This is a genomic window from Methyloprofundus sp. (genome assembly GCF_965251085.1).
In the GTDB taxonomy this organism is placed as follows: domain Bacteria; phylum Pseudomonadota; class Gammaproteobacteria; order Methylococcales; family Methylomonadaceae; genus Methyloprofundus.
This window is the reverse complement of sequence record NZ_OZ252594.1, coordinates 3230021-3251527: the sequence shown is the minus strand read 5'-3', so window position 1 is coordinate 3251527 and position 21507 is coordinate 3230021. Positions and strand designations below refer to the sequence as shown.

At 42.6% G+C, this 21507-nt stretch carries 16 protein-coding genes and 1 pseudogene; 6 read left to right on the top strand and 11 right to left on the bottom strand.

Annotated features, from left to right (window positions below; all coding sequences use genetic code 11):
* The first annotated feature begins 7 nt into the window (after positions 1-7).
* The 4 genes from ACQY3F_RS15090 to ACQY3F_RS15075 all read left to right on the top strand — a co-directional run bounded on the left by ACQY3F_RS15090 (position 8) and on the right by ACQY3F_RS15075 (position 6033).
* Positions 8-2608, top strand: a complete 2601-nt coding sequence (locus ACQY3F_RS15090; RefSeq protein ID WP_428355756.1) for an MMPL family transporter — start codon at positions 8-10, stop codon at positions 2606-2608.
* A gap of 66 nt (positions 2609-2674) precedes the next feature.
* The gene (locus ACQY3F_RS15085) at positions 2675-3802 is read left to right on the top strand and encodes a glycosyltransferase (protein ID WP_428355755.1); all 1128 of its coding nucleotides are present in this window, start codon (positions 2675-2677) and stop codon (positions 3800-3802) included.
* 992 nt (positions 3803-4794) lie between these two features.
* Positions 4795-5295, top strand: coding sequence for a hypothetical protein (locus ACQY3F_RS15080; protein ID WP_428355754.1), 501 nt, complete (start codon positions 4795-4797; stop codon positions 5293-5295).
* A 159-nt stretch (positions 5296-5454) separates the two neighbouring features.
* Positions 5455-6033 carry a hypothetical protein gene (locus tag ACQY3F_RS15075; protein WP_428355753.1) on the top strand — a complete coding sequence of 193 codons (579 nt, stop codon included), beginning with the start codon at positions 5455-5457 and terminating at the stop codon, positions 6031-6033.
* Between the two features lie 101 nt (positions 6034-6134).
* On the opposite strand, the pseudogene ACQY3F_RS15070 reads toward ACQY3F_RS15075, so the two are convergent.
* From ACQY3F_RS15070 to ACQY3F_RS15050, 5 genes and pseudogenes are all read right to left on the bottom strand, one after another.
* Positions 6135-6283: pseudogene (locus tag ACQY3F_RS15070) on the bottom strand (IS66 family transposase); the annotation flags it as partial.
* 604 nt (positions 6284-6887) lie between these two features.
* Positions 6888-7877 carry an SDR family oxidoreductase gene (locus ACQY3F_RS15065; protein WP_428355752.1) on the bottom strand — a complete coding sequence of 330 codons (990 nt, stop codon included), beginning with the start codon at positions 7875-7877 and terminating at the stop codon, positions 6888-6890.
* A gap of 287 nt (positions 7878-8164) precedes the next feature.
* Positions 8165-9355 carry a Rieske 2Fe-2S domain-containing protein gene (locus ACQY3F_RS15060; protein WP_428355751.1) on the bottom strand — a complete coding sequence of 397 codons (1191 nt, stop codon included), beginning with the start codon at positions 9353-9355 and terminating at the stop codon, positions 8165-8167.
* A 59-nt stretch (positions 9356-9414) separates the two neighbouring features.
* Positions 9415-10017 carry a nuclear transport factor 2 family protein gene (locus ACQY3F_RS15055; protein ID WP_428355750.1) on the bottom strand — a complete coding sequence of 201 codons (603 nt, stop codon included), beginning with the start codon at positions 10015-10017 and terminating at the stop codon, positions 9415-9417.
* A 9-nt stretch (positions 10018-10026) separates the two neighbouring features.
* The gene (locus ACQY3F_RS15050; RefSeq protein WP_428355749.1) at positions 10027-11643 is read right to left on the bottom strand and encodes a cytochrome P450; all 1617 of its coding nucleotides are present in this window, start codon (positions 11641-11643) and stop codon (positions 10027-10029) included.
* A gap of 244 nt (positions 11644-11887) precedes the next feature.
* On the opposite strand from ACQY3F_RS15050, the gene ACQY3F_RS15045 reads away from it, so the two are divergent.
* Together ACQY3F_RS15045 and ACQY3F_RS15040 are read left to right on the top strand one after the other, a co-directional pair.
* Positions 11888-12715: an aspartyl/asparaginyl beta-hydroxylase domain-containing protein gene (locus ACQY3F_RS15045; RefSeq protein ID WP_428355748.1), complete on the top strand. Its 828-nt coding sequence runs from the start codon at positions 11888-11890 to the stop codon at positions 12713-12715.
* Between the two features lie 1042 nt (positions 12716-13757).
* Positions 13758-15989 (top strand): IS4 family transposase, encoded by a 2232-nt coding sequence (locus tag ACQY3F_RS15040; RefSeq protein WP_428355746.1) that lies wholly within the window; start codon positions 13758-13760, stop codon positions 15987-15989.
* 330 nt (positions 15990-16319) lie between these two features.
* On the opposite strand, the gene ACQY3F_RS15035 is transcribed toward ACQY3F_RS15040, so the two are convergent.
* The 6 genes from ACQY3F_RS15035 to ACQY3F_RS15010 all read right to left on the bottom strand — a co-directional run bounded on the left by ACQY3F_RS15035 (position 16320) and on the right by ACQY3F_RS15010 (position 21414).
* Positions 16320-16889, bottom strand: a complete 570-nt coding sequence (locus ACQY3F_RS15035; RefSeq protein WP_428355744.1) for a hypothetical protein — start codon at positions 16887-16889, stop codon at positions 16320-16322.
* A gap of 231 nt (positions 16890-17120) precedes the next feature.
* Positions 17121-18506, bottom strand: a complete 1386-nt coding sequence (locus ACQY3F_RS15030) for a class II fumarate hydratase (protein WP_428355743.1) — start codon at positions 18504-18506, stop codon at positions 17121-17123.
* A gap of 75 nt (positions 18507-18581) precedes the next feature.
* Positions 18582-18815 carry a glutaredoxin family protein gene (locus ACQY3F_RS15025; RefSeq protein ID WP_428355742.1) on the bottom strand — a complete coding sequence of 78 codons (234 nt, stop codon included), beginning with the start codon at positions 18813-18815 and terminating at the stop codon, positions 18582-18584.
* Positions 18812-19309 carry a TIGR00645 family protein gene (locus ACQY3F_RS15020; protein ID WP_428355741.1) on the bottom strand — a complete coding sequence of 166 codons (498 nt, stop codon included), beginning with the start codon at positions 19307-19309 and terminating at the stop codon, positions 18812-18814. Before ACQY3F_RS15020 ends, ACQY3F_RS15025 begins: the two co-directional genes overlap by 4 nt.
* A 67-nt stretch (positions 19310-19376) precedes the next feature.
* The gene (hcp, locus tag ACQY3F_RS15015; RefSeq protein ID WP_428355740.1) at positions 19377-21044 is read right to left on the bottom strand and encodes a hydroxylamine reductase; all 1668 of its coding nucleotides are present in this window, start codon (positions 21042-21044) and stop codon (positions 19377-19379) included.
* A gap of 112 nt (positions 21045-21156) precedes the next feature.
* Positions 21157-21414, bottom strand: a complete 258-nt coding sequence (locus tag ACQY3F_RS15010) for a Rho-binding antiterminator (protein ID WP_428355739.1) — start codon at positions 21412-21414, stop codon at positions 21157-21159.
* Positions 21415-21507 lie beyond the last annotated feature (93 nt).

The window sequence follows — 21507 nt, the reverse complement described above, 5'->3', positions numbered from 1 at the left end:
ACTTCTAATGGATAAATTTTTTTTCTGGTGGAGTACTCGTGTACTACGCTTTGCATGGCTACTTATCGTACTTTTTGTTTTTTTATCTGCAGCCAGTCTGTATTACACGGTCAACTATTTAGGTGTAAATACAGATACATCCACCCTGTTATCCCAGGATTTACCTTTCCAGAAAAATCGCATACGCTGGGAGAATGCTTTTCCGCAAGATGCAGCGACCATCGTTTTTGTGGTCGAAGCGCCTACGGCAGAACAGACGAGCATCGCAGCAAACACTCTGGCAAAACGTATTGCCGCTAATACGCAGCTTTTTGAGTATGTTTATATTCCCGATGATAATGCTTTCTTAAAGCAGCAGGGCTTACTCTATCTGACACCGGAAAAGCTTGAAAACTTATCTGCCAAATTGATAGATGCGCAACCTTTTATAGGCTATTTAGCGCAAAATTATCACCTTCAAGGTTTACTGGAAATATTAGGTAAGGCACTAGATAATACGGACAACGGCTTACCTACCAATCTAGATCCTCTGCTGCAAGGTATAGACCAATCGTTGCTGGCAATACAATTAGATCAACCGTATTCACTCTCCTGGCAGAAACTGCTAGCATTCAATCAATCTAGCGATAGAAATACTTTGCGCAGCATTGTCAGCGCCAGACCTATAGCTGACTTTAATAGCATGAAGCCGGTTGAAAAATCGCTGGATTTTGCACGAGAAATAGCGCGAGAAATTCAAGCGATAGACCCGCAAGTTAGTATTCGGATCACCGGTAAAAAAGCCCTGGAAGAAGATGAAATGCGCGTTCTGGCAGAAGATACTGTCTATTCTGGTCTGCTCGCATTATCGCTAATCATCATCGTACTGTTTGTAGGCTTACGTTCGGTTAAGCTAGTGCTGTGTACCTTAATTGTCCTGATTATGGGGCTAATTCTGACCGCTGGATTTGCAACGCTTGCGGTTGGGCACCTGAATGTGTTGTCGGTTGCCTTTGCGATACTCTATATAGGCCTGGGTGTCGATTTTGCAATTCATATCTGTCTGGCTTTCCGTGAATGTTGGGAAGGCAATATGACTAGCGAAGATGCGATAAAAAAGAGTGTTATCAAGCTTGGTTTCTCCCTGTTCTTATGTGCTCTTACTACCTCCATAGGTTTTTTTGCCTTTATTCCCACTGATTATGCAGGCGTGTCCGAGCTGGGTTTAATATCCGGTGGGGGCATGTTTATCGGCCTGACCGTTTCCTTAACTTTATTGCCTGCTTTACTGAAAGTATTTGCCATAAAAAAACTGGCGCATCAGCAGGTAACCAGACTTCCCAGCTGGATTAGTACTTTTCCTTTTCGCTATGCGCGGATCATACGCTACGCATCTGTTTTGCTGGCTATTGCCGCTTCATTTTCGTTGCAGTATGTGTATCTCGACTCAAATCCGGTTAATCTTAGAGATCCTAATAGTGAGTCTGTCGTCGCGTTTAAAGATCTATTGCAGTCGAAAACCCGATCTCCCTTTGTATTGATCGCCTTGAGTGATTCCCAGGCAAATGCAGAAAAATTAGCCCTTGAAATGCAGGGCCTGGATACCGTCAGTAAAACCATTACCCTAGAAAGTTTTGTCGCAAAAGATCAGCAAGAAAAACTAGAGATTATAGAGGACTTAAGTCTGGTTATGGGGCCTGAATTAAGTGGCTTTGATCGCCCGCTGGAAACTGCAGATTCTCGCCAGGCATTACTGGAATTACAGACCAAAATTAATACGGCATTAGTTCAGCCTAGTGCTAATGCCTCTCCTAAACTATTAGAAAAATTACATCAACATATTACAGACTTTATAGTTTTTGCCGATGCCTCTGAATTATCTGCAGCGAAATATCAACAACTAGATAAGAGCGTGTTGGGATTATTCCCCTATACCATGCAGCAATTAAACACCGGGCTACAGGCATACGAGTTTGGTCTGGCTGATATTCCGGACTATATCAGTAGAAACTGGCTTAGCCCATCGGGTATTTATAAAATTATCATAGATCCGAAATATGATCTGAATAAGGCTGAAAACCTGAAGGCATTTGCAATCGAAGTGCAGAGTGTAGATGATTCTGTGACCGGTCTGCCGGTTTCTGATCTGGCTGCCGGGGATGTAATAGCCCAAGTTTTTATTCAATCATTTACCACTGCAATACTGGTTATTTTTATAGTATTACTCATTATTCTAAAAAGTTTTCGTAATACCTTATTAGTTGTCTGGCCCTTATTACTTGCTGGCTTGCTGACAGCAGCGGCTAATGTACTGTTGCAAAACCCGTTTAATTTTGCCAATATCATTGCTTTACCACTATTGATGGGTATGGGCGTTGATAGTGGAATTCATATTATGCATCGCTTACATGCTGGCCTGGGAGAAAATGAACACTTATTGCAAACCAGTACGGCTAGAGGGGTATTCTTTAGTTCTTTAACTACATTGCTGAGTTTTACCAGCCTGGCCTTTACTAATCATCAGGGGATTGCCAGCATGGGCATGTTACTGGCTATAGGTATTACCTTTACTTTGATTTGTACTTTGATTGTGTTACCTGCTTTTAGTGTCAGGCGGGTAAGGCTTTAAAGCCAAAGCAGTAGAGTAGAGGAATAATAAAATTAATAATATGTTTATTCGTGTTTGGAGAGCCTGTTGAAAATCGTATTTGTTGCAGATAATGTTGATGGTGAAAAGTCAGGGGGGGTTGTTTCCACTCGACGCTTTATTGATTATTTCAAAAATACTGATGATTTAACGGTGATAAGTACCGGTAAGGCTGAACAGAATAAAGTGGTTTTCCCTGCCTTTTATTTTCCTTTCGCTAAAAAGCAGATGCAGGAAATGGATTTCTTGTTTGCCTGGCCAAACAAAAAAAAATTGGCAGCTGTTATAGAGAAAGCAGATTTAGTGCATATACAATTCCCCTTTTTTTTGGGTTATCAGGCATTGAAAATTGCCCGCAAAATGAATAAGCCTGTCGTGTTCGGCTTTCATGTACAACCAGAAAATCTGATGTGGAATATTGGCCTGGATTATGAGTGGCTAAATGCCTTTCTATATCGCTTTTTTATTGGTACTTTTTATAATAAAGCAGACTTGGTAATGGCGCCCAGTGAATTTGGCAAGAAAATGCTGGATAAATTCGCTATTCAGGTGCCCGTGGAAATTATATCTAATGGCTTGCCTGAGCAGTTTAAACCCAAACAATGTGTTAAAGAAGCAGAATTTGAAGACAAATTTGTTATCTTAATGGTCGGCCGATTAGCCAGGGAAAAACGTCATGATCTGGTGATGCAGGCGATAAAGCAATCTAAATTTAAAGATAAGATTCAGCTGGTGGTCACTGGGCAAGGTGCATTAAGGGCTGAATTAATTGATCTGGGCAATACCTTACCCAATCCTGCTTTTTTTGAATATGTCAGTCAGGAAAAGTTAATTTCCCTGTTTAATACTGCAGATTTATTTATTCACGCCTCAGAGATCGAGTTAGAAGGCATGGCTGTATTAGAAGCGATAGGCTGCGGTTTGCCTGCTTTAATCTCTGATGCTGAACACAGTGCTTCAGCGCAGTTTGCTTTAAATGAGGATTTTTTATTTTCAGCAGGTGACGTTGAAAATCTAGTCAGTAAATTAGACTACTGGATTGAACATGAAGCTGAGTTGAAAGAATCTAGCTTAGCTTACTTAGAAAAAGCGCAAACTTATACATTTGATGCCAGTGTTAAAAAAGCCAGATCACTTTATCAAGAGCTAGTGGATGATAGCAAGGTAAAAACCTAGAATTAAGCTTTGCGAAATACAGCGCTAGCAGTTCTACTACTATATATCCGTGTTCCTTAAACCACAGCAGTTTGTAAAATATTTGCACTGATTCAGTTTACAGTTTATTGCAAACAAAAGAATTATCCCAAAAGCTAAGGAACGCGCACGGAATAAGTTGAGCATCTGGCGCAGGATTTTTATTCGTATTCAAGACGTAGAAACAGGCGCATAGCCAGCTACGTAACAGTTTCTACAACGCAGAAGACGGATAAAAAGACAAGTCAGTTGCTTAAGTTATTTCGTGCGCGTTCCTAAGGTACTTATAGTTGCCTTTTTCATCTGTGCTTAGTCTTGAAGCTTAATCAATGGCAGCTTTTGGTTGTTAAAAACCGCTCAGGTATTTAATATATGCAATTAAGCAAAAATAAGGACCTATCATTGAACAACCTGTCATTGTTACTATGGTTATAGAGTGCAATGGGAGGCCTTTCCCCTGATGCCCCTTTGCTCTAATAAGGATTCTGGTTTATGTGATATACACAACAGAATACTAATACAAACTTGATATACTTAAGCCGTATTAAATGTCTGGGTGAGTCATGCGTGGAGAGTATTAGCTCTGACACAAATACCAAGTATAGCGCTGTGAAACGCGGTAAATGAAAATTATAAAGAGGAAGAAAATGAAAATATTTAAGGTGCATCACAAAAAGAATTTGACTAAGGATGACTCAAAAATAATAAAAGATATCTGCATTTTTCTTTCATTCGGATTTTTTTTGGTCGCTCCGTTTTCGGCCTCTTCCGGTCCAGACCCAGTCATTACGGTGTAAATCATTCCGGTCGAAGCAACTGCAACCGAGTTTATCGATTGTCATTCGCTTGCAGAAACTGACGACGAGACAGGTCTGACTGATTCTGCAGAGAGCAGTTCGAACAATAAATACGAATGTTTATATCATTCCAGGGACGAATTTGTTGCAATTCTGTACGGCGAGCAGGACCCTGCTTTGTCGGCAACAAAGTTTAATTCCCTCGATAAAGCATTGCAGAATGCCAAAGCCAATCCGTTTCACAGATTTATATTTCTGCATGGGGATCGATTGTTTGAATTGCTCAGCTCCCAGGATACTGCAGCATTGTCTGAAGCTTTCGACGCAGGGGCTCCAGTGGGGACAAGCGCCATGTCTAAACATCTGTTAGCCGAAGCATTAGGGCTTGGAGAGCTGCACGATCATGTACCTGGTGATTCCGACAGAAATGGGTCTATTTATTTTATGCAGGGGAGAATCGTTCCTGCCAATTTGCTCAGCCCGGAACGCAGGGTCATTGATCACCTGGAAGTTGTGTTGGATGTCGAACAGCCTTATCCGACAATCTTGGGCCAGGTCATAGACTGGCATGAGAAAAATCTGGCAAGCAATGAAAGTGAGAAATCTTTACAAACGGTAACTGTTGACGAAACCAAAAGGAGTGCACGAGCTGCAACTCTGGACCCATCGTCAGGCTGAACTCTTTGCAAAACCAGTTCATATGCAGGAACCATTCCCAAGGATGATGGAAGTGCCGGAGGAGCCTATGCGATCGATCTAGCTTTCTATTACACCCTCGGGGAGGAACTGGCCGATGGTAAAGACCGCTGGCTGGTTACCTCTGATTTTACCAGTGCAATGTCCGACTACTACACTGAGGATAAAAACAAGGAAAAAGGCTGGTACATGCGCTCCATGAGTCTAAATGCAGAACTCGGCCAGTTTCTCGGAGATATCGAAGAGTGGTCGCCGACCACCACGGTGGGTTCGACCAGTAAGACGACATCTATCGGTGGGAGCATCAATGCCGCGGGGGCTAGTTCGGGCGGGGGTATAAGCTGGTCGGCTTCAACCACCAACTCTACAGAAGATGTAGAGGTTTTTGTGGGTGGGAATACCACAAACTCCGATGGGGTCAACGGCAGCGACTGGGTAAGCTGGGATGTGACATTCGCCAAGTGCCAGGCAAACAATCTCGGTACCAAGATTAAACATCCGGCTGCAGCCGCCCAGGGGCTGTGGAAAGAGCCGATGGCGATCATTACTGTAAATGATGATCTCAATGAAGGCACCAAGTTCACGCTGATCCCGCAATTCAAGATTGAACATTGCCGCTGTGGCAGCGGTTCTTGCCCGATTAGAAAATCTTCTACCTATTATCCTTGGGGGACTGCTGGCAGAACATTCCAGGTGGTAGCTCCAGAATCCTGCGAATAGTATAAAGTACCACCCGCTCTGCGGGTGGTTTGAAGAAGTCCCCTCCTCAAAGGGGACTAAAAAAAATGTAACTACTCAGCGAAATTGAAAGCCGAATGAAATTATAAAGCAAATTCAGGCAACTTCCCCTCAAACACAAGAGTCATTGCCAAAGTTGCACTGATACCTTGTTTACGGACGTTGATAAATAACCCCTGACACGACAAAATATCTCTTCACCGGTGGTACTACGAAAGCAGCCTGAAATTTTCAGCAGAAAACGGGGGGCAGGTCTTTCAGTGACACATTTGCTTATGCTAAACCTATCCTATGGCAGAATGGTTTATATTATAGTTGACAGAGTGATGTTGCCTGGAAAGACCCCATAACTTTCGAGCCAATGCGTGAATAAAGGAGGCGTTTATGATCATAATAATATGCAGTCCGAAACTACTAGCTTATATTAAGGTAACTACTCAGACAAACTGAGTAGTTACAGCAAAATAAACACAAGGATGGGCAAAGGGCTTCATCCGTGCCCATCAACGAAAACATGATGGGCACGTCGTACCTCCTTTGCCCATCCTACAAAAACGCTTGTTCCATCAGGGTGTTTTTTATCAAATACTTTCTTTTCTGGTGCCTAGCTGGAAATATACAATCTAATTTCGTAACTATCAGATACGCTGAGTAGTTACAAAAAATAAGCACAACCTGGCATTGATGTCACGGTTGTAGAGTGCAATGGGAGAACTGTCCTTTTTGCTTTTTTATTTATCAATTATTTGGGGCGTAGGCGATAACCTACATTTTTCTTGTTTTTCATGCAGGCTAAAGCCTGCGCGCCACTAAATAAATACGCTGAGTAATTAAGCTTATTTTATATATCCGTGTTCCTTGAACCATAGCACAGAATCGCGATAGGCTTCTTTAACGGGTGTCGGTTGTAAACCGAGTTCATTGATCGCGCGAGTATGTGTGCCGTATTTGCCGCAATTTAACAGGCGAATAGAATGGTAGTTAAAGCGTGGGTATACATGGGGGAAGAATTTACGTTCGATCCAGTCTTTTACTAAGGCAATGTTTTGCATAATAAAAGTGGGAATGACGAGTTTGGGCTTGCTAACGCCGGTATATTCTTCTAGCCAGTCTAGTGTTTCATTAATCGTGCGTTGTTCGCCGGTGAGTAAATAACGTTCGCCAACCACGCCTTTTTCCATTGCCAGTAGATGCCCTTGCACAACGTCCTGCACAGGCGTGAAGTCAAATCCTCCGGGAACTGAGGCGCGCATTTTCCCTTGGGAAAATTCAATAATGGTTTTACCCAGCAGGGAGGGTTTGAAATCCCAGGGGCCAACGATACCGCTAGGGTTAACGATAACAGCTTGCAGGCCGCGAACCACTTCTTTATAGACTTCTAATTCGGCAAAGGTTTTGGAAATTTCATAGTCGGTGGTCATTTCATAAGGGCTGACAGCCCACTTTTCATTGGATGCGCCATCGGGGTTGTTGCCAACTGCACCGAATGAGCTGCAGTGTACTACTTTTTTAACGTTGGCTAGTCGGCAGGCTTGCATTAAGTAGCGTGTGCCAAGTACATTGACATCATAAAGTTCATCCCGGTCACCATCACGAATACTGACAAAAGCTGCCAGGTGATAGACATAGTCACAGCTTTTTACTGCTTCAATAATAGACTGCTCATCTCTTAGGTCTCCGAATGCAAGTTCTACATCCAGATTATCAATAGCAGAATTATTACTGTCTTTGCGTATTAATACGCGAACCTTTTCGCCGCGATCTAATAATGCGCGAACCAGGTTTGCGCCTAAGTGCCCGGAGGCACCTGTTACTAATGTCGTCATTTCTTGTGTTGGTGGGTCAATGGGGAGAGAATATTAGTTTAATTGATATACGATTTTCTGTAGGCTAAAGCCTACTCCCCGGATTTAATGAAAGTCTGAGATACTATGCATAGCACAACATCGACAGTTAGTCTTTTTGGCTACGTATTTAAAACAGAGCACTTGCAGGGGAGTAGGCTTTAGCCTACACGTGCAGCAGATCGGTGGTTCGTGTAGGCTAAAGCCTACTCCCCTGCATGTGCGCTGTCTTAGATTAGTAAGTATATTGCTAAGTCCGTAGCCGACTATTACATCTCAAGTTCTTTGCTTTCTTCCAGCATCCGACTGTAATCGCTGAGTTCTTTTTTAGTCAGGCCAGCGCCTGGGAAGATATGGCGTTCTTTAGAATCCAGCTGTTTCTGTTTGCGTAACGCTTCGCTATGGATATATTCATTCCATTTTTTAATACTCAGCTTCTGGAATTCACCGACGATGGGATTAAACTCTTGATGTTGAATATGTGGGTGACGCTCTTGCCCCAGCATTTCTTCTTGCAGAATAAAGACATCTTCTTTAAGGAGGGGGACAATATAGAAAAAGTTGGCTAAGTGAATAACTGTTTTACGTAAGAACTTAGGGACAGGTTTATTAATAAACGGAATTTCCAGTGGCCCAAGTAAGAAGACGAAAAAACATCGAGTGGTTTTTTCATCAATCGGAGTCATAAATAACCAGTGTAAATATTTGTCGGCAGTGTTCGAGCCTTGATACGGGTAATGGTACCATAAGGTCATATCTTCCAGACCTTTACCTTTTTTTTCTCCCGCCACTTTAACGGCACTGCTCTGGCTCATGTCAGTTTCATAATCGACATAGATGATGTCACCTTCATGTCGAGTACCTAATAAATGAGGATCAGTGAACGGTTTAAATTTACGATGTAAAAACGCATGGTTAAAGTCACATACATTTTCTAAAATCATGGTGAAGTGTGCCTTTAAGGTAAAATCAAGTGGCACAAATTCCCAAGGGTTTTCTTGAGTCAGTTGAGGGACTTCTGGGATATGGACCTTATCTGCAAGTGCTGGGTCCCCCGGAAAAACCCAGATTAAACCGTATTTTTCCTGGACAGGGTAAGAATTAACCTTAATATTAGGCAGGCTGTCTTTGGCTTTGCCCTTGCCGAGTTCGTGTGAGATACCTGTGCACTTACCACAGCCATCAAACGTCCAGCCATGATATTGGCAGGTTATTTCATTACCCTGGACAATACCCGAAGTTAAGCGTAGTTGACGGTGTGGACAACGGTTTTCTATGGCAAAGACTTCTCCCTCTTCACCGCGGTACAGTGCGATTGGGCTTTTCCAGAATATGACTTCTACAGATTTGCCTTTTTTAAGCTTGGAACTCATTTCCATGGCATACCAGTAATTACCACTTTGTCCAACGCTGCGCACTTGTTCGCGACGGCTTTTAGGTTGTTCTTCTTCAGTATTCATATTAATCCAAAAATAATAACGTAATATTTATGTGGTTATTGTAGCAGAAAATAATTAACTTACTTATTAAAGATAGCAATACGTATCATCACTAAAAACCCTTTTGCTTTTTGTAACAGGCTGGCTTCAGGGCGTAATTTTTCATGGCCCGGAAGCGGGTGACCTTTCGCCAGTTTACCGATTTTTTCTTTGACTGCAGGGTCTAGCTTACCTGCTGCTGCCAATTCAAAAAATAAGGCTTTGGTATTGCCTAAATCAAAGAAATCCCTTTGCCATTCCCATTTATAATCACCCCCATAACGGAACCAGGAACCACCCACTCCCTCGACGGTATAGTTCGTGCCATCATCTCGTTTGGCAGGGGAAACCTGGGTCCAGAGGCCGATGACTTCACCCTGTTTCTCATCAATAAGAATACGGTGATAAGGATATTTCCATTCTTCAAAGCCCTCCATTTGTTCACCGAGTGCCCATTTTTCGATTTCTTCACGGTTGCGCGCCACAAATTCTTCGTTCGGGCCAATATTCCAGCGATATTCTGCATCATCCGTGTACATGGCACCTAGATGCTTGGGCCAGTCACCATCTTTTTCTGCCTGTCGATTGGCTTCTAGCCAGCGCTCGACCATTTCTTCAAGTTCTGCTCGTGGATATGCTGCCATATTGATTCCTTAATCCTGTTTAATTTTTATTGCACTTGTAGGGCAGTATTGCGCAGCAGCCTGTGCTTTTTTAAGTAAGCTGTTGTCCGGTGCTTCTTGTAATACTGTTAGCATGCCTTTGTCATCGACCTGGAAAATTTCGGGTGCTTCGGCCATGCAGTTGGCATGTCCCTGACATAAATCATAATCAACTTCAATTTTAAAACAGTTTGGCCTGCTGATTGTCTCAGTATCGCTTTCTGTACTTGTTGCGGCGGCTTGTTCGATTGTGCCACGTTTAGTATAGCGTACCATGCAGGGTGAGCTAGGTTGCACCACCATTTGCTTGTAATCGTCCTGATAACTTTCAGGTGGGTCTACTAATTCGAATTTATAGCGGCGTAAAAGAATCGCATAAATCGCTTTCAGCTGTAACAGAGCAAAGGCATTGCCACTACATTTATGACGACCACCACCGAATGCAACCCAGCTAAAGGGCTGTGCATCTTCCTGGCGTTCCTTTGTAAAGCGGTCAGGGTCAAATTTTTCTGGATCAGGGAAGATTTCAGGAATGCGGTGTGAAACCCGGGGAGATACGCAGACGTATTTACCCGCTTTAATCACATAGTCTTTAAAGTGCAGATCTTTAGCGACTTTACGAATCAGCATAATGAGCGGTGGGTGCAGGCGTAATACCTCTTTAATAACGCGCTCAAAAAATGGAATTTCTCGTAAAGACTGGAAGGTGACTTCGCCATCATGACCATATAAAGTATCAAACTCTTCCAGTACTCTGTCCATTTCTTTAGGGTTGCGAGCCAGTTCTAATGTAATCCAGGCGGCTGTTCCTGCTGTGGTATGGTGTCCGGCGAATAAGGTGCCAATCAGTAAGCCGGTAATTTCATGGGGAGAGAGAGGCGTGCCATCATCATAACGTGTTTCAATCAGCATCTGGAAGGCATCATCACTTTTTTCTTCTTTTTTGGCGCGTTTTTCGATGATTTCAGTGACCAGTTCTTGCAAACGGACGCGTGCTTTATCACGACGGCGTAAAATAGGAATCGGCAGGTACGGAAAAATAAAGGCCAGCGGGTGCATGCCGTTTTCCAAGTCATGATAAAGATGGGCAAACTCTTCATTCAATTCATAACGAAATTCATCGCCTAATAAACAATGACTAGAGGTATAGATAGTCAGTTGCTTCATAAACTCCAGCAAATCAACTTCGCCCGTATCGCCCCAGTCTTTGATGGCTTCTTCAACTTCCTGAACTATTATTTTTGAATAGGTGCGCATCGGTTTGTCGCGCAATACCGGCATCAGCATTTTGAGTTGCTGATCTTTGATATGCGGTGGTGCGTCAAAAACAACCCCTTTGCCAAAAATGGGAGTCATGACCTTATAGGCTTCATTTTGGTCTAGCTGATCATCGGGAGCACGAAAGAATGCTTCATTACCTTCTGGGCCAGTCAGTAGAATCATTTGCTGGTGAAATAGGCGAAACTCCCCAATTTCCCCAAGTTTGTTTCTTAGCTGGCTCATATACTCGTATGGATTTTTACCAAATTTGAGCATATTTCCAATGAGTGGCAGTGCACCCGGCATTTTTTCAGGTTCTTTGCTGGTCGTGGTCTGTTTTGCTGTCATAAAAAGTTTCTCATGCCATGATTTTTCTAAAATCAGATTATTGATGATAAAACAATAAACTATCTCAGAAGGTCAGGTAGTTTTATATTAAAAATCTTGTTGATTTTACGCTGTGCTTGCATAATGTACAAACTATCTTGTGTAGAAACGTGATAAGAATAATGCGCTTTGCGGGTAATACACCTATAATATATAGGGATTTTTTAGTCAATGTTCTGTAGGCTTAATTAATAAGAGGTAATCGATGGGTAGCAATGAGTTCGAAGCAAAGAGAAGACAGAAGTTTTTAGTTCAATCGGTAATCTGGTTTGTATTTTTAATTTCCTTAAGCTATTTTCTGCCAGGGGTCATGTTGTTTTATGCTGTCTGTGGACTCTATGATGTGAGTCGTAATGGCAATCTAGACGGGCGCATCTTGTATCGATACTTTTTTGGTAATGGTGTGCCGACTTGGGCTTTATCTCCGTTTAATATATTGATGGATATCGTTACATTACCGTATATCAACAAGAAAATTTACCAACTTCAAGACTTGCCAGAGGATTGCCAGCAGGAAATTAATGAATTACTGGAAGTCGTTAAAGCAGAAAAAGTGGTCGATGAGCTGGCTAGTCGTGCAGAGAAAATCAGGCGCAGTATGATTTTTTTTAAATGGTATGGCAAGAATATAGATAATTTTTATACGGTGCCTGCGTTTCATCAAGACTATAAATATATCAGAACGATAGGCGTTTCTGTTTTTAATAAAAAAGAATCGACGGATGAGCATTTTGGCCCATTAAGAACCACTTTAAGAGTGCTTTATAATATTAATGATATTAAAAGTCAGGACACTTATATCAAGGTACGCGATGTAGAAAATCACTGGTGCGAAAGTAAAATGTTTATTTTTGACGATACATTACAACACCAGTCATTAAATGAAACTGATGAGCCCCGATATTGTTTGTTTGTAGATATTGTAAGACCGAGTAAATGTCATTTTGTCATGAGTTTTTTTGTTAAGTTTGTAGCCATGATTATGCAAAAGATGAATCATATATTTTATAGCAGCTGGGTGCCGCTTAAATAGGCCATAAAGTTAAGGCAACGCGCAATAAATAACCCACCCACCTTGCTGGTTTTTTTGTCCGTCTTCTGCGTTGTAGAAATAGTTACGTAGCTAGCTATGGGAGCGGCCGACAAGGCTGTAAATCTTGGAGGGTGAAAGTCCTTTCACCGTCAGTTGCCCGATAACGGACGGTTAGTATATCCCCTGTTCAGCGAGGTAACAGACTGAAATATGCGGGGAAGTAAAAGCCCTGACTGCCTGGAGTTGAGAAATTCTGCGGTAGGAGCAATTTGGGGGGCGAGCAAATCTGCGGGCTGGAACATTAGAGAATGACTGCAGCCTCGAAAACTACGCCACACAGAAGTTGCAGTGTGGGTTATTGCCAAGCGCCGACCAGTTCATAGCGCTGGGAAGGCCGTTGTCTTGTGGGAAGAAACGGGTAAATGCACCATGAGAGCAGCCGGGGTAGGGGTCCTTGCACGCAGAGAAAGGTTTGTAGAGATAACGTTGGGAAGATCCTACTTCCAGCAGGGGTTGGCAGCAACCTGCAAAGACCTTATGTTCAAGGTTAATTCCGTAGGCATAAGGAGGATTTAGGATTGTCGCATGAGTTCGTATGAGCGATGAAGGCAGGGTAACTCCTGCTGACGGGGTGCTGGATGCCTCGGTGTGAAAGGTAACGCCTTGAACATGCAAAGGGACTCTGGGCGCTTGATAGCCTCTTGAGTACTCGGACAATGTAAGGTCGAGGAACATATTAGAGGTAACCTTGGAAGTAAATTAAGGAGCAGAGGGGTGTATGTGAGTCAACACTTAAGCTTCATGCTCTTTGGGAAGGCGACTGAAGGTATTAATCAAGGTCAGAACCGGACTCGGGAAAACCGACCGTCCGGGATCGTAGGCAATGTCATTCACTTAAATACAAAAATAACAAAAAAAAATAAAGTGATTAAAACTCATAAGCTTAAGCAACACTTTCCTCAGTTACTTTTTGCCTTGACTATATCCATCTAATCTGCCAACATAAGCATGGATAATTTAATTTTTGCAGGCAGGCAACATAATGACAACAGCTATTACCCAACCCCTTACACTTTCTGCTCGTTATTTTTCTAAAAAAGAACTCGCCTACGTTCAGCAAACCGTTAACACGTTCCCCAACTTAAGCCTGACCGAACTTGCCGAAACGCTATGCGAACATTTGCACTGGGTCACGGCAAAAAAACGCAATAAAATTAATGCCTGCCTAAGCGCCTTAGCTAAGCTGGAAAAATTGGGCTATATCAGCTTACCGGTAAAACGCGTTCAAAAGAAACGCGAATCAAAACCGATCATCTGGACATCACAATCGGTTCCTGGTGTACCTATTGAATGTGAGCTCAGTTCCTTGGGGCCTATAGAATTAGAGGTTGTCACAGATAAGGCGGATGTCGCGCTTTGGAAGGAGCTCGTTGATCGGCATCATTACCTGGGTTATCGTCATCCTATCGGTGCGGCCTTAAAATACTTTATCATCTCCAATACACCGACACGACAAATCCTGGGTTGCCTGCAGTTTTCAGCCTCTGTCTGGCACCTGGCTGACCGTGATCACTGGATTGGCTGGCAAACGAAAGATAGGGAACAACGCTTAAACCTGATCATTAATAACACCCGTTTTTTGATTTTACCCTGGGTCAAAGTCAAAAATTTAGCCAGTCACGCCTTATCTATCGTGACTCGTCAAATTGCAGATGATTGGGATAAAACGCACGCTTACCGCCCCGTCTTGATTGAAACCTTTGTGGACACCACGCAATACCACGGCACCTGTTATCTCGCTGCTAATTGGTCACATATCGGCGAAACCAGTGGCAAAGACTGGCAAAAGGCGACGGATAATAAAGAGGGCACCATTAAGAAGTTGTTTGTTTTTCCGCTTAATCCACACTTTAGAGCCGTATTGAAAAATGAACCTGTCAGCCAAAAAAAATCGATCATTGATGACGACTTTTTAAACTTATGGGGCAAGGTTGTCAATATCATCTCTGAGGTGGCTCTTGCCTACGATGCCACCTGGCAAAAACGCAAACGGGTGATAGACTCATTATTACTGGTTTTTCTTATTTTTCGCCTGGTTTTTTCAAAAAACACACAGAGCTATGGCACCACCATTACCGAATTCTGGCACAATTGCCATCGGATGAAGTTTCCCTTGCCCCAAAAACAAGCCATTTCAGCCTCATCCTTTACCGAGGCACGTAAAAAACTGAATGAATCCATTTTTATCGAGTTGAACCAGCGCATTATCCAGGCCTGTCCTGAGAAAACATCAGAACGCTGGTTGGGACATCGCCTGTTTGGAGTGGATGGTAGCAAGATCAATCTGCCCCGAGAATTAATCAAAGCAGGTTATGCCACACCACAACAAAACAGCCATTACCCACAAGGCCTGCTCAGTTGCTGCTATCAACTTAAATCAAAAATCCCCTATGATTTTGATCTGGTCAGTCATGGCAATGAACGCAAGTGTGCTTTGGCGCATTTACAAACACTAGAGCCAAATGACGTTTGCGTCTATGATCGCGGTTATTTTTCTTACGCCTCTTTATCCCAGCACATTCAAGCGGGCGTACACCCTGTTTTTAGAATGAAGAGACACGCAGGAAAAGCGATTGATGAATTTATCGACAGTGATAAAACGGATGAGATCATTACCCTGATGCCAACAAAAGCGCGCCAGAGAGAGATCAAAAAAGAATTTCCTCAGATGATCTTTGTACCGCTAAAGATACGTCTCATCAAATATGTCATTGATGGCACGAGTTACTGTATTGGCACCACGCTAATGGATAAGCAATACACCATTGATGCGTTGAAATCGGTCTATCATGATCGCTGGGGCATTGAGGAGCTTTATAAAGTGAGTAAAAACCTGATTGAGGTTGATGATTTTCATGGGCGCAGTGAGCGCACGGTCAAACAAGAACTGTACGCTCACTTTGTGTTGATCACCATGAGTCGACTCTGCGCGAGTGCCTCTGAGCATTTACTGGCGAGTTTGCTGAATCTTCCTGTCGATGAAGAATCAGAGGCAGAGCAAACCATTCAGGTGAACTTTAAAAATACATTAACGACCGTAGCCCGACATCTTGAGGAGATTTTGTATGCACCCAGTATTTACATCAATCAGGTGATGACTGAGTTGGTTTGTTCAATTTCACGTTACTATCACAAGAAAAGGAAGGGGCGTCATTACGCAAGAGAATCGAAACAGTCAGCACAGCAATGGAATACGCGGAGAAATAGCGCTTGATTTTTTAACATAAGAATGTGGGTTGGGTTGAAGTTTATCTGATTCTTAACCGAATAGGAGTGTTTCTTAAACGAATGACATTGGATCTGTGAGGGGATAGTTGGGTAACTGGCTGTTCTACCTTGATCATGCTTTTAGCAGGGATCTCGAAGGTTAAACATAGATTCCCGATAAAAAACTTCGGGAATGACGAGTTTTTAATATACTGTTTTTAATGTTTTATTCTTTTATGGCTGAGAGTTGTACGTAATCAGGAAATTCTTTGAAAGCGTTATATTAATTCAATGCCTTGCACTATCAATTCGCGCTCAACCGATTTTTCTATGTTGATCATTTCATATACTCAAATTTACTAATTTCCCAGTGTTTAGAAAAAATACTGCTGCAACCCCGCCAACCTTTAATTTGCAGTTGCCTGGCTATAAAATTATTAAATATGCTATGGCCAATTAAAACAACGCTGTCATTTCGCAAGGCCAGTTCATGTAATATATTGGCTGCATTAGTTGCTTTCTGCCTTGCCGTGTCTTTAGGTTCACTATTTTCTGCATAGCCCATAAACCAGAGAATTCTAAATATTACCGACCAGGTTGCTGGGGATAATTTAGGCGATCGCATGGTGGCGTATGGTAATTCAACTTCACGAAATATTGCATCTATACGGTTAATGTTTTTTACGCCGAGTAGTTCAGCAGAGTGAAGCGAACGACGTAAATCACTACAGACTATAGTATTGCATTGTTGAACTAGGGTAATCAGCTGTTCAGGAGGTTCGTGACGAGTATCCAGATTGGCAAGATTATAGGCGTCTATCCATCGATACAATTCATGGGCATGTATCTTAGCCGTTGCAGGAATATTGGGCTTGCCATGTCTGACCAGAGTGATTTCCATGTTCAATGGGTTAGCAATACTGCTCGCCTAAATGCGCAATATTTTCTATCTGGTAATCTGCCTCTAATTCGGCGCAACTGTATTTACCTCTATAGCCATACGGTATTATATATCAGGTGCTGAGACGACTAAAGTACCATCCAGGTCGAAAACTATCAGCTTGGGTTTAAACTGTGTCAAGGTAATATCCTATCAAACGGGTAGAGCAGACTGAAGTCAGTCCTACGCTATTAAATTTTATTCATTTACACCACCGGCAGCCAGATGCTTAGGCTCCAGTATTTTCTCTAGTTCGGCGCGGGGAATATCAGTCATTTCTTCGGCAACATCAATAATAGGTCGTTCTTGTTTATAGGCAGACTTAGCCACTTCAGCTGCTTTTGCATAGCCGATTATCGGATTTAATGCAGTGACCAGTATGGGGTTTCTTGCCAGTGCCTCTTGTAAATTCTCTGCTCGTACGCTGAAGTCGGCAATCGCTTTATCCGCGAGCGCATAACTGACCTGACTGATAATCTCGATGCTTTGCAATATATTATAGGCAATCACGGGTAGCATGACATTTAACTGAAATGAGCCTGACTGACCCGCTACGGTAATCGTAGCATCATTGCCTATTACCTGTGCGGCGACCATCGCGGTTGCTTCTGGAATGACCGGATTAACTTTGCCTGGCATAATACTGCTGCCGGGTTGCAAAGCGGTTAATTCAATTTCACCCAGGCCTGCTAGAGGCCCGCTATTCATCCAGCGCAAATCATTGGCTATTTTCATTAAACTCACGGCAATTGTTTTTAATTGTCCGGATAATTCAACCATTGCGTCCTGACAGCTTAGGCTTTCAAAAAACGAGTCATTGGGACTGAATGCAATGCCCGTAACCTCACTTATGGTACTGGAAAATTTCTGTGCAAATTCAGGATGTGCATTAATACCTGTGCCAACGGCAGTACCGCCCTGTGCCAGCTTTTGTACTCTAGGTAAAGCACTATTCACTCGTGCAATGCCATTACGAATTTGTAAAGCCCACGCGCCGAGTTCCTGTTCCAGTGTCATCGGCATGGCATCCATTAAGTGCGTACGCCCGGTTTTGGTGTAATCTTTACAAGCACGGGCTTTGGTTTCGATCGTGCTAGCTAAATGCTCTAAAGCGGGCAATAATTGCCGCTGACACTCTATCGCTGTACTAATATGAATCGCAGTAGGAATCACGTCATTACTGCTTTGCCCCATATTTACATGATCGTTTGCACCGACTGCTTCTGGGCTGATTTCAGTAGCAAGATGTGCCAATACTTCATTAACATTCATGTTGGTACTGGTGCCAGATCCCGTCTGAAATATATCGATGGGAAATTGTTCTCTATGTTCGCCTTGAATAATCTGTTCAGCGGCCTGAATAATAGCCTCACCTCTTGCCGTATCCAATACTCCTAGCTGGATATTAACTTTAGCCGCCGTTTGCTTAATTAAAGCCACTGTCTTAATAAAAGCTGGCGGTAGAGCCAGTCCACTAATAGGGAAATTGTTAATAGCACGCTGGGTCTGCGCTCCATATAAGGCATCAGCAGGCACTTGTAGCTCGCCCATGCTATCTTTTTCTATTCGGTAATTAGAATTCATATCTTCAAGGTATGTAGAGCGGACTTTAGTCCGCTAGTCAGGAGTAGGGTTTGTAGTTGCGGACTAAAGTCGGCTCTACGATGCTATTTTTACAAAAGCCTGAATATCATCAATACTAAAAGGCCAGCATAGTTCTCGTTGTTCATGGGTATTTAATAACACTGGAATTTTAATCGCATAACGTTCTTGCCATTGCTCCTGCTCGGCTATATCAATTTTTTGATAGGCAATATCAATCTGCTGCAATAACTCTTCCGCTTGTTCGCATAAATGACAGGCGGAAGTACTTAGGAGTAATAATTTATTCACTGCTTTGCTTTAATTGTCTCTAAATAACCCATAAGAAATGCGGAAAGTACAAAGGTGATATGCATCAGCATATACCAGAGTAATTTATCATTTGCTATGTGTTCTACATTCATAAAAACTTTTAATAAATGTATCGAGGAAATGGCTACGATGGATGAGGCCACTTTCATTTTTAGCGAGCCGTAATCGTGTGTACCTAGCCAGGAAAGCTTTTCCGTCCCTTCAGCAATATCCAGGCGAGAAACAAAATTATCATACCCGCTAAACATGACGATAATAGTCAGGCTACCCACCAGGGTTAAATCAATAAAGGTGAGCAATTTCAGAATTAACTGAGTATCTTCCATCGCTAAAATGGCAGGGATAAAATGATACAGCTCTTGAAAGAATTTAACGGCTAAAGCCATCAAAGCAACGCTCATTCCTAAATAGATTGGTGCCAACAACCAGCGACTTGCATATATTAAGCGTTCAATTAAAATTTCCATTATCATTTAAAGTATCAGCAGTCGTTGTGCCGAAATAATATTCAAGCTTAGTGTGGTGGAGTTGTGCCGTAAATTACTCGCCTTGTAGCATTGCCGCGATATCGTTCTCAGCAGTATCAATTCCTTTAACTGCAAGCTCGGCGGTTAATTTCTCTAAAATCCCCGGGCTAAAAAATGGCGGTAAGGTTGGGCCTATACGCAGGTTTTTAATGCCTAGGGCGAATAAAGCCAATATCATTAATATCGTTTGCTGCTCAAACCAGGCGATGTTAAACGAGACAGGTAAATCATTTATATGCTCTAACTGCATGGTTTTTTGTAAATGCCTCAAAAATGCGATGACGGCATAGAAATCCTGTGTTTGTCCCGCGTCTAACAGTCGTGGTATGCCGTTGATTTCACCTAAATCCAGTTGATGAAACCTGTATTTAGTATCGCCTGCTGTTAAAACTAGAGTGTCTGCAGGCAAGGCTTCAACTAAGCCCGTATAATAGCGACGCTCTTTGTGTCGCCCATCTCCGCCTATTATCACGATAATGCGTTTAATATCACCTGATTTAATAGACTGTATAATCTTATCGCTTAAGGCAAGCAGTGTTTCCCGGCCATAACCAATGGTGACGGTGCCTTCTGTTAGAGCTAAAGGTGGCTGACATTGTTTTGCTCGCTCAATAATCGCAGAAAAATCCTTAGTTTCATCGGTTCTGCGTTTTTCTATATGTGTCACATCTGGCCAGCCCACCATGCCTGAAGTATAAGCAATTTCAATGTAGCCTTTTTTAGGTTGTTGCAGGCTGTTGCTGGTTACCAGTACAGGCCCCTGAAACTTGCCAAACTGTGTTTTCTGATCCTGCCAGGCACCGCCATAATTTCCCACCAGATTAAAATACTTTTGAAAAGCAGGGTAACTGTGAGCGGCAAGCATTTCACCGTGGGTGTATATATCAACGCCCGAGCCTGCGCTTTGTTCTAATAAATCCTGTAAATCCTGGAAATCATGTCCGGATACTATAATGCCGGGGTTATCCCAAGTGTCTAGATGTACGGTAGTCGGTGATGGCTGGCCAAATTTTTCTAAATTGATACGTTCCAGTCGAGCCATAATCAATATGGCCTGTTCACCACATTGAAAGTTCATGGCTAGCACATCTTCCAGGCTTTGCTCCTGCTGCAAAGTAAAAGCCACTGCTTCATGCATAAAGACATAGTGCTCAAGTTCAAAAACGCCTAGCATCTGAAGGTGCTCTAAAAGTGCGCCCAAGCCTTTTGCAGCGTAGATCAGAATTTCCCGTGCAGCATGTAAATCCGCAGCTTCACCGGATAGTTCGCCCGCTGAATTAACACCCACTGTTTCGCCTTTTTTTACGAAAGCAGCTTGGTCAATTTTCTCGTAGTACCATTGAGCTTCTTCCGGCTCATCGCTGATAGTGACCGTTTCAATTTCTGATAGTGATCTTTTTAAGTGCTCACGGCGCTGTACCGTTTCAGCAATTAATTGCACAAATACTGCTGCATCGAAATTAACATTAGTCACCATTGAATAGAGTGCACGTGCGACAAACTTATCAATATTGGTTTCAGTTATCCCTGATTCTTGTGCTTTTACTGCGTAGAAGCATAGCCCTTTTAAGGTGTAAGTTAATAAATCATGTAAGCTAGAAACATCCGCTTTTTTCCCACAAATCCCTGCCGTATCACAGGCAATATTTTTTTTAGCTTCCTGGCAATGGTAACAAAACATGTTTTTCTCTGGTATTGATTTTAAGTATTAAGGCCTTGATATGGCATGTATAAACCGTGCTATTCTATCAGGAAAGCAGGGCCTGTGCTTTGACTGAAGTATTTTCTGCTGGTCAAAAAGAAACAGATTGAAATTTTGCCTGAGGCGTCAATACTTGTAATTGTTTAATTTCAATGAGTTCGATTTTTATTTGCCGTTCACACTCTAGCAGTAAGTATTCGCGTTTATCAGCTGAGATAAGAGTATCTACCGCTTTGCCTTCGATCGTTTGCTGATTTTTTAATAGCAGCCTGATCTGATAATTATACAAGCAGGCGATTTCAATATAATCATGTAAGGCGCAGGAAATAATAGCAGGAGATTTAGGCATTTGAACTTGGTATACTTCGCGTGGTCACGGGTGTGGTTGTATAGTGAGCTGATTTTTGTCGATAGCAAAGCGCTGAAACTAGCGCATAGCTAG

Excerpts from the sequence above, each read along its gene's own strand:
- ACQY3F_RS15065 (WP_428355752.1), bottom strand. The coding sequence starts at position 7,877 with ATGACGACATTAGTAACAGGTGCCTCCGGGCACTTAGGCGCAAACCTG.
- ACQY3F_RS15030 (WP_428355743.1), bottom strand. The coding sequence starts at position 18,506 with ATGAATTCTAATTACCGAATAGAAAAAGATAGCATGGGCGAGCTACAA.
- ACQY3F_RS15075 (WP_428355753.1), top strand. The coding sequence starts at position 5,455 with ATGTCCGACTACTACACTGAGGATAAAAACAAGGAAAAAGGCTGGTAC.
- ACQY3F_RS15090 (WP_428355756.1), top strand. The coding sequence starts at position 8 with ATGGATAAATTTTTTTTCTGGTGGAGTACTCGTGTACTACGCTTTGCA.
- ACQY3F_RS15045 (WP_428355748.1), top strand. The coding sequence starts at position 11,888 with ATGGGTAGCAATGAGTTCGAAGCAAAGAGAAGACAGAAGTTTTTAGTT.
- ACQY3F_RS15060 (WP_428355751.1), bottom strand. The coding sequence starts at position 9,355 with ATGAATACTGAAGAAGAACAACCTAAAAGCCGTCGCGAACAAGTGCGC.
- ACQY3F_RS15050 (WP_428355749.1), bottom strand. The coding sequence starts at position 11,643 with ATGACAGCAAAACAGACCACGACCAGCAAAGAACCTGAAAAAATGCCG.
- ACQY3F_RS15010 (WP_428355739.1), bottom strand. The coding sequence starts at position 21,414 with ATGCCTAAATCTCCTGCTATTATTTCCTGCGCCTTACATGATTATATT.
- ACQY3F_RS15020 (WP_428355741.1), bottom strand. The coding sequence starts at position 19,309 with ATGATAATGGAAATTTTAATTGAACGCTTAATATATGCAAGTCGCTGG.
- ACQY3F_RS15040 (WP_428355746.1), top strand. The coding sequence starts at position 13,758 with ATGACAACAGCTATTACCCAACCCCTTACACTTTCTGCTCGTTATTTT.
- hcp (WP_428355740.1), bottom strand. The coding sequence starts at position 21,044 with ATGTTTTGTTACCATTGCCAGGAAGCTAAAAAAAATATTGCCTGTGAT.
- ACQY3F_RS15055 (WP_428355750.1), bottom strand. The coding sequence starts at position 10,017 with ATGGCAGCATATCCACGAGCAGAACTTGAAGAAATGGTCGAGCGCTGG.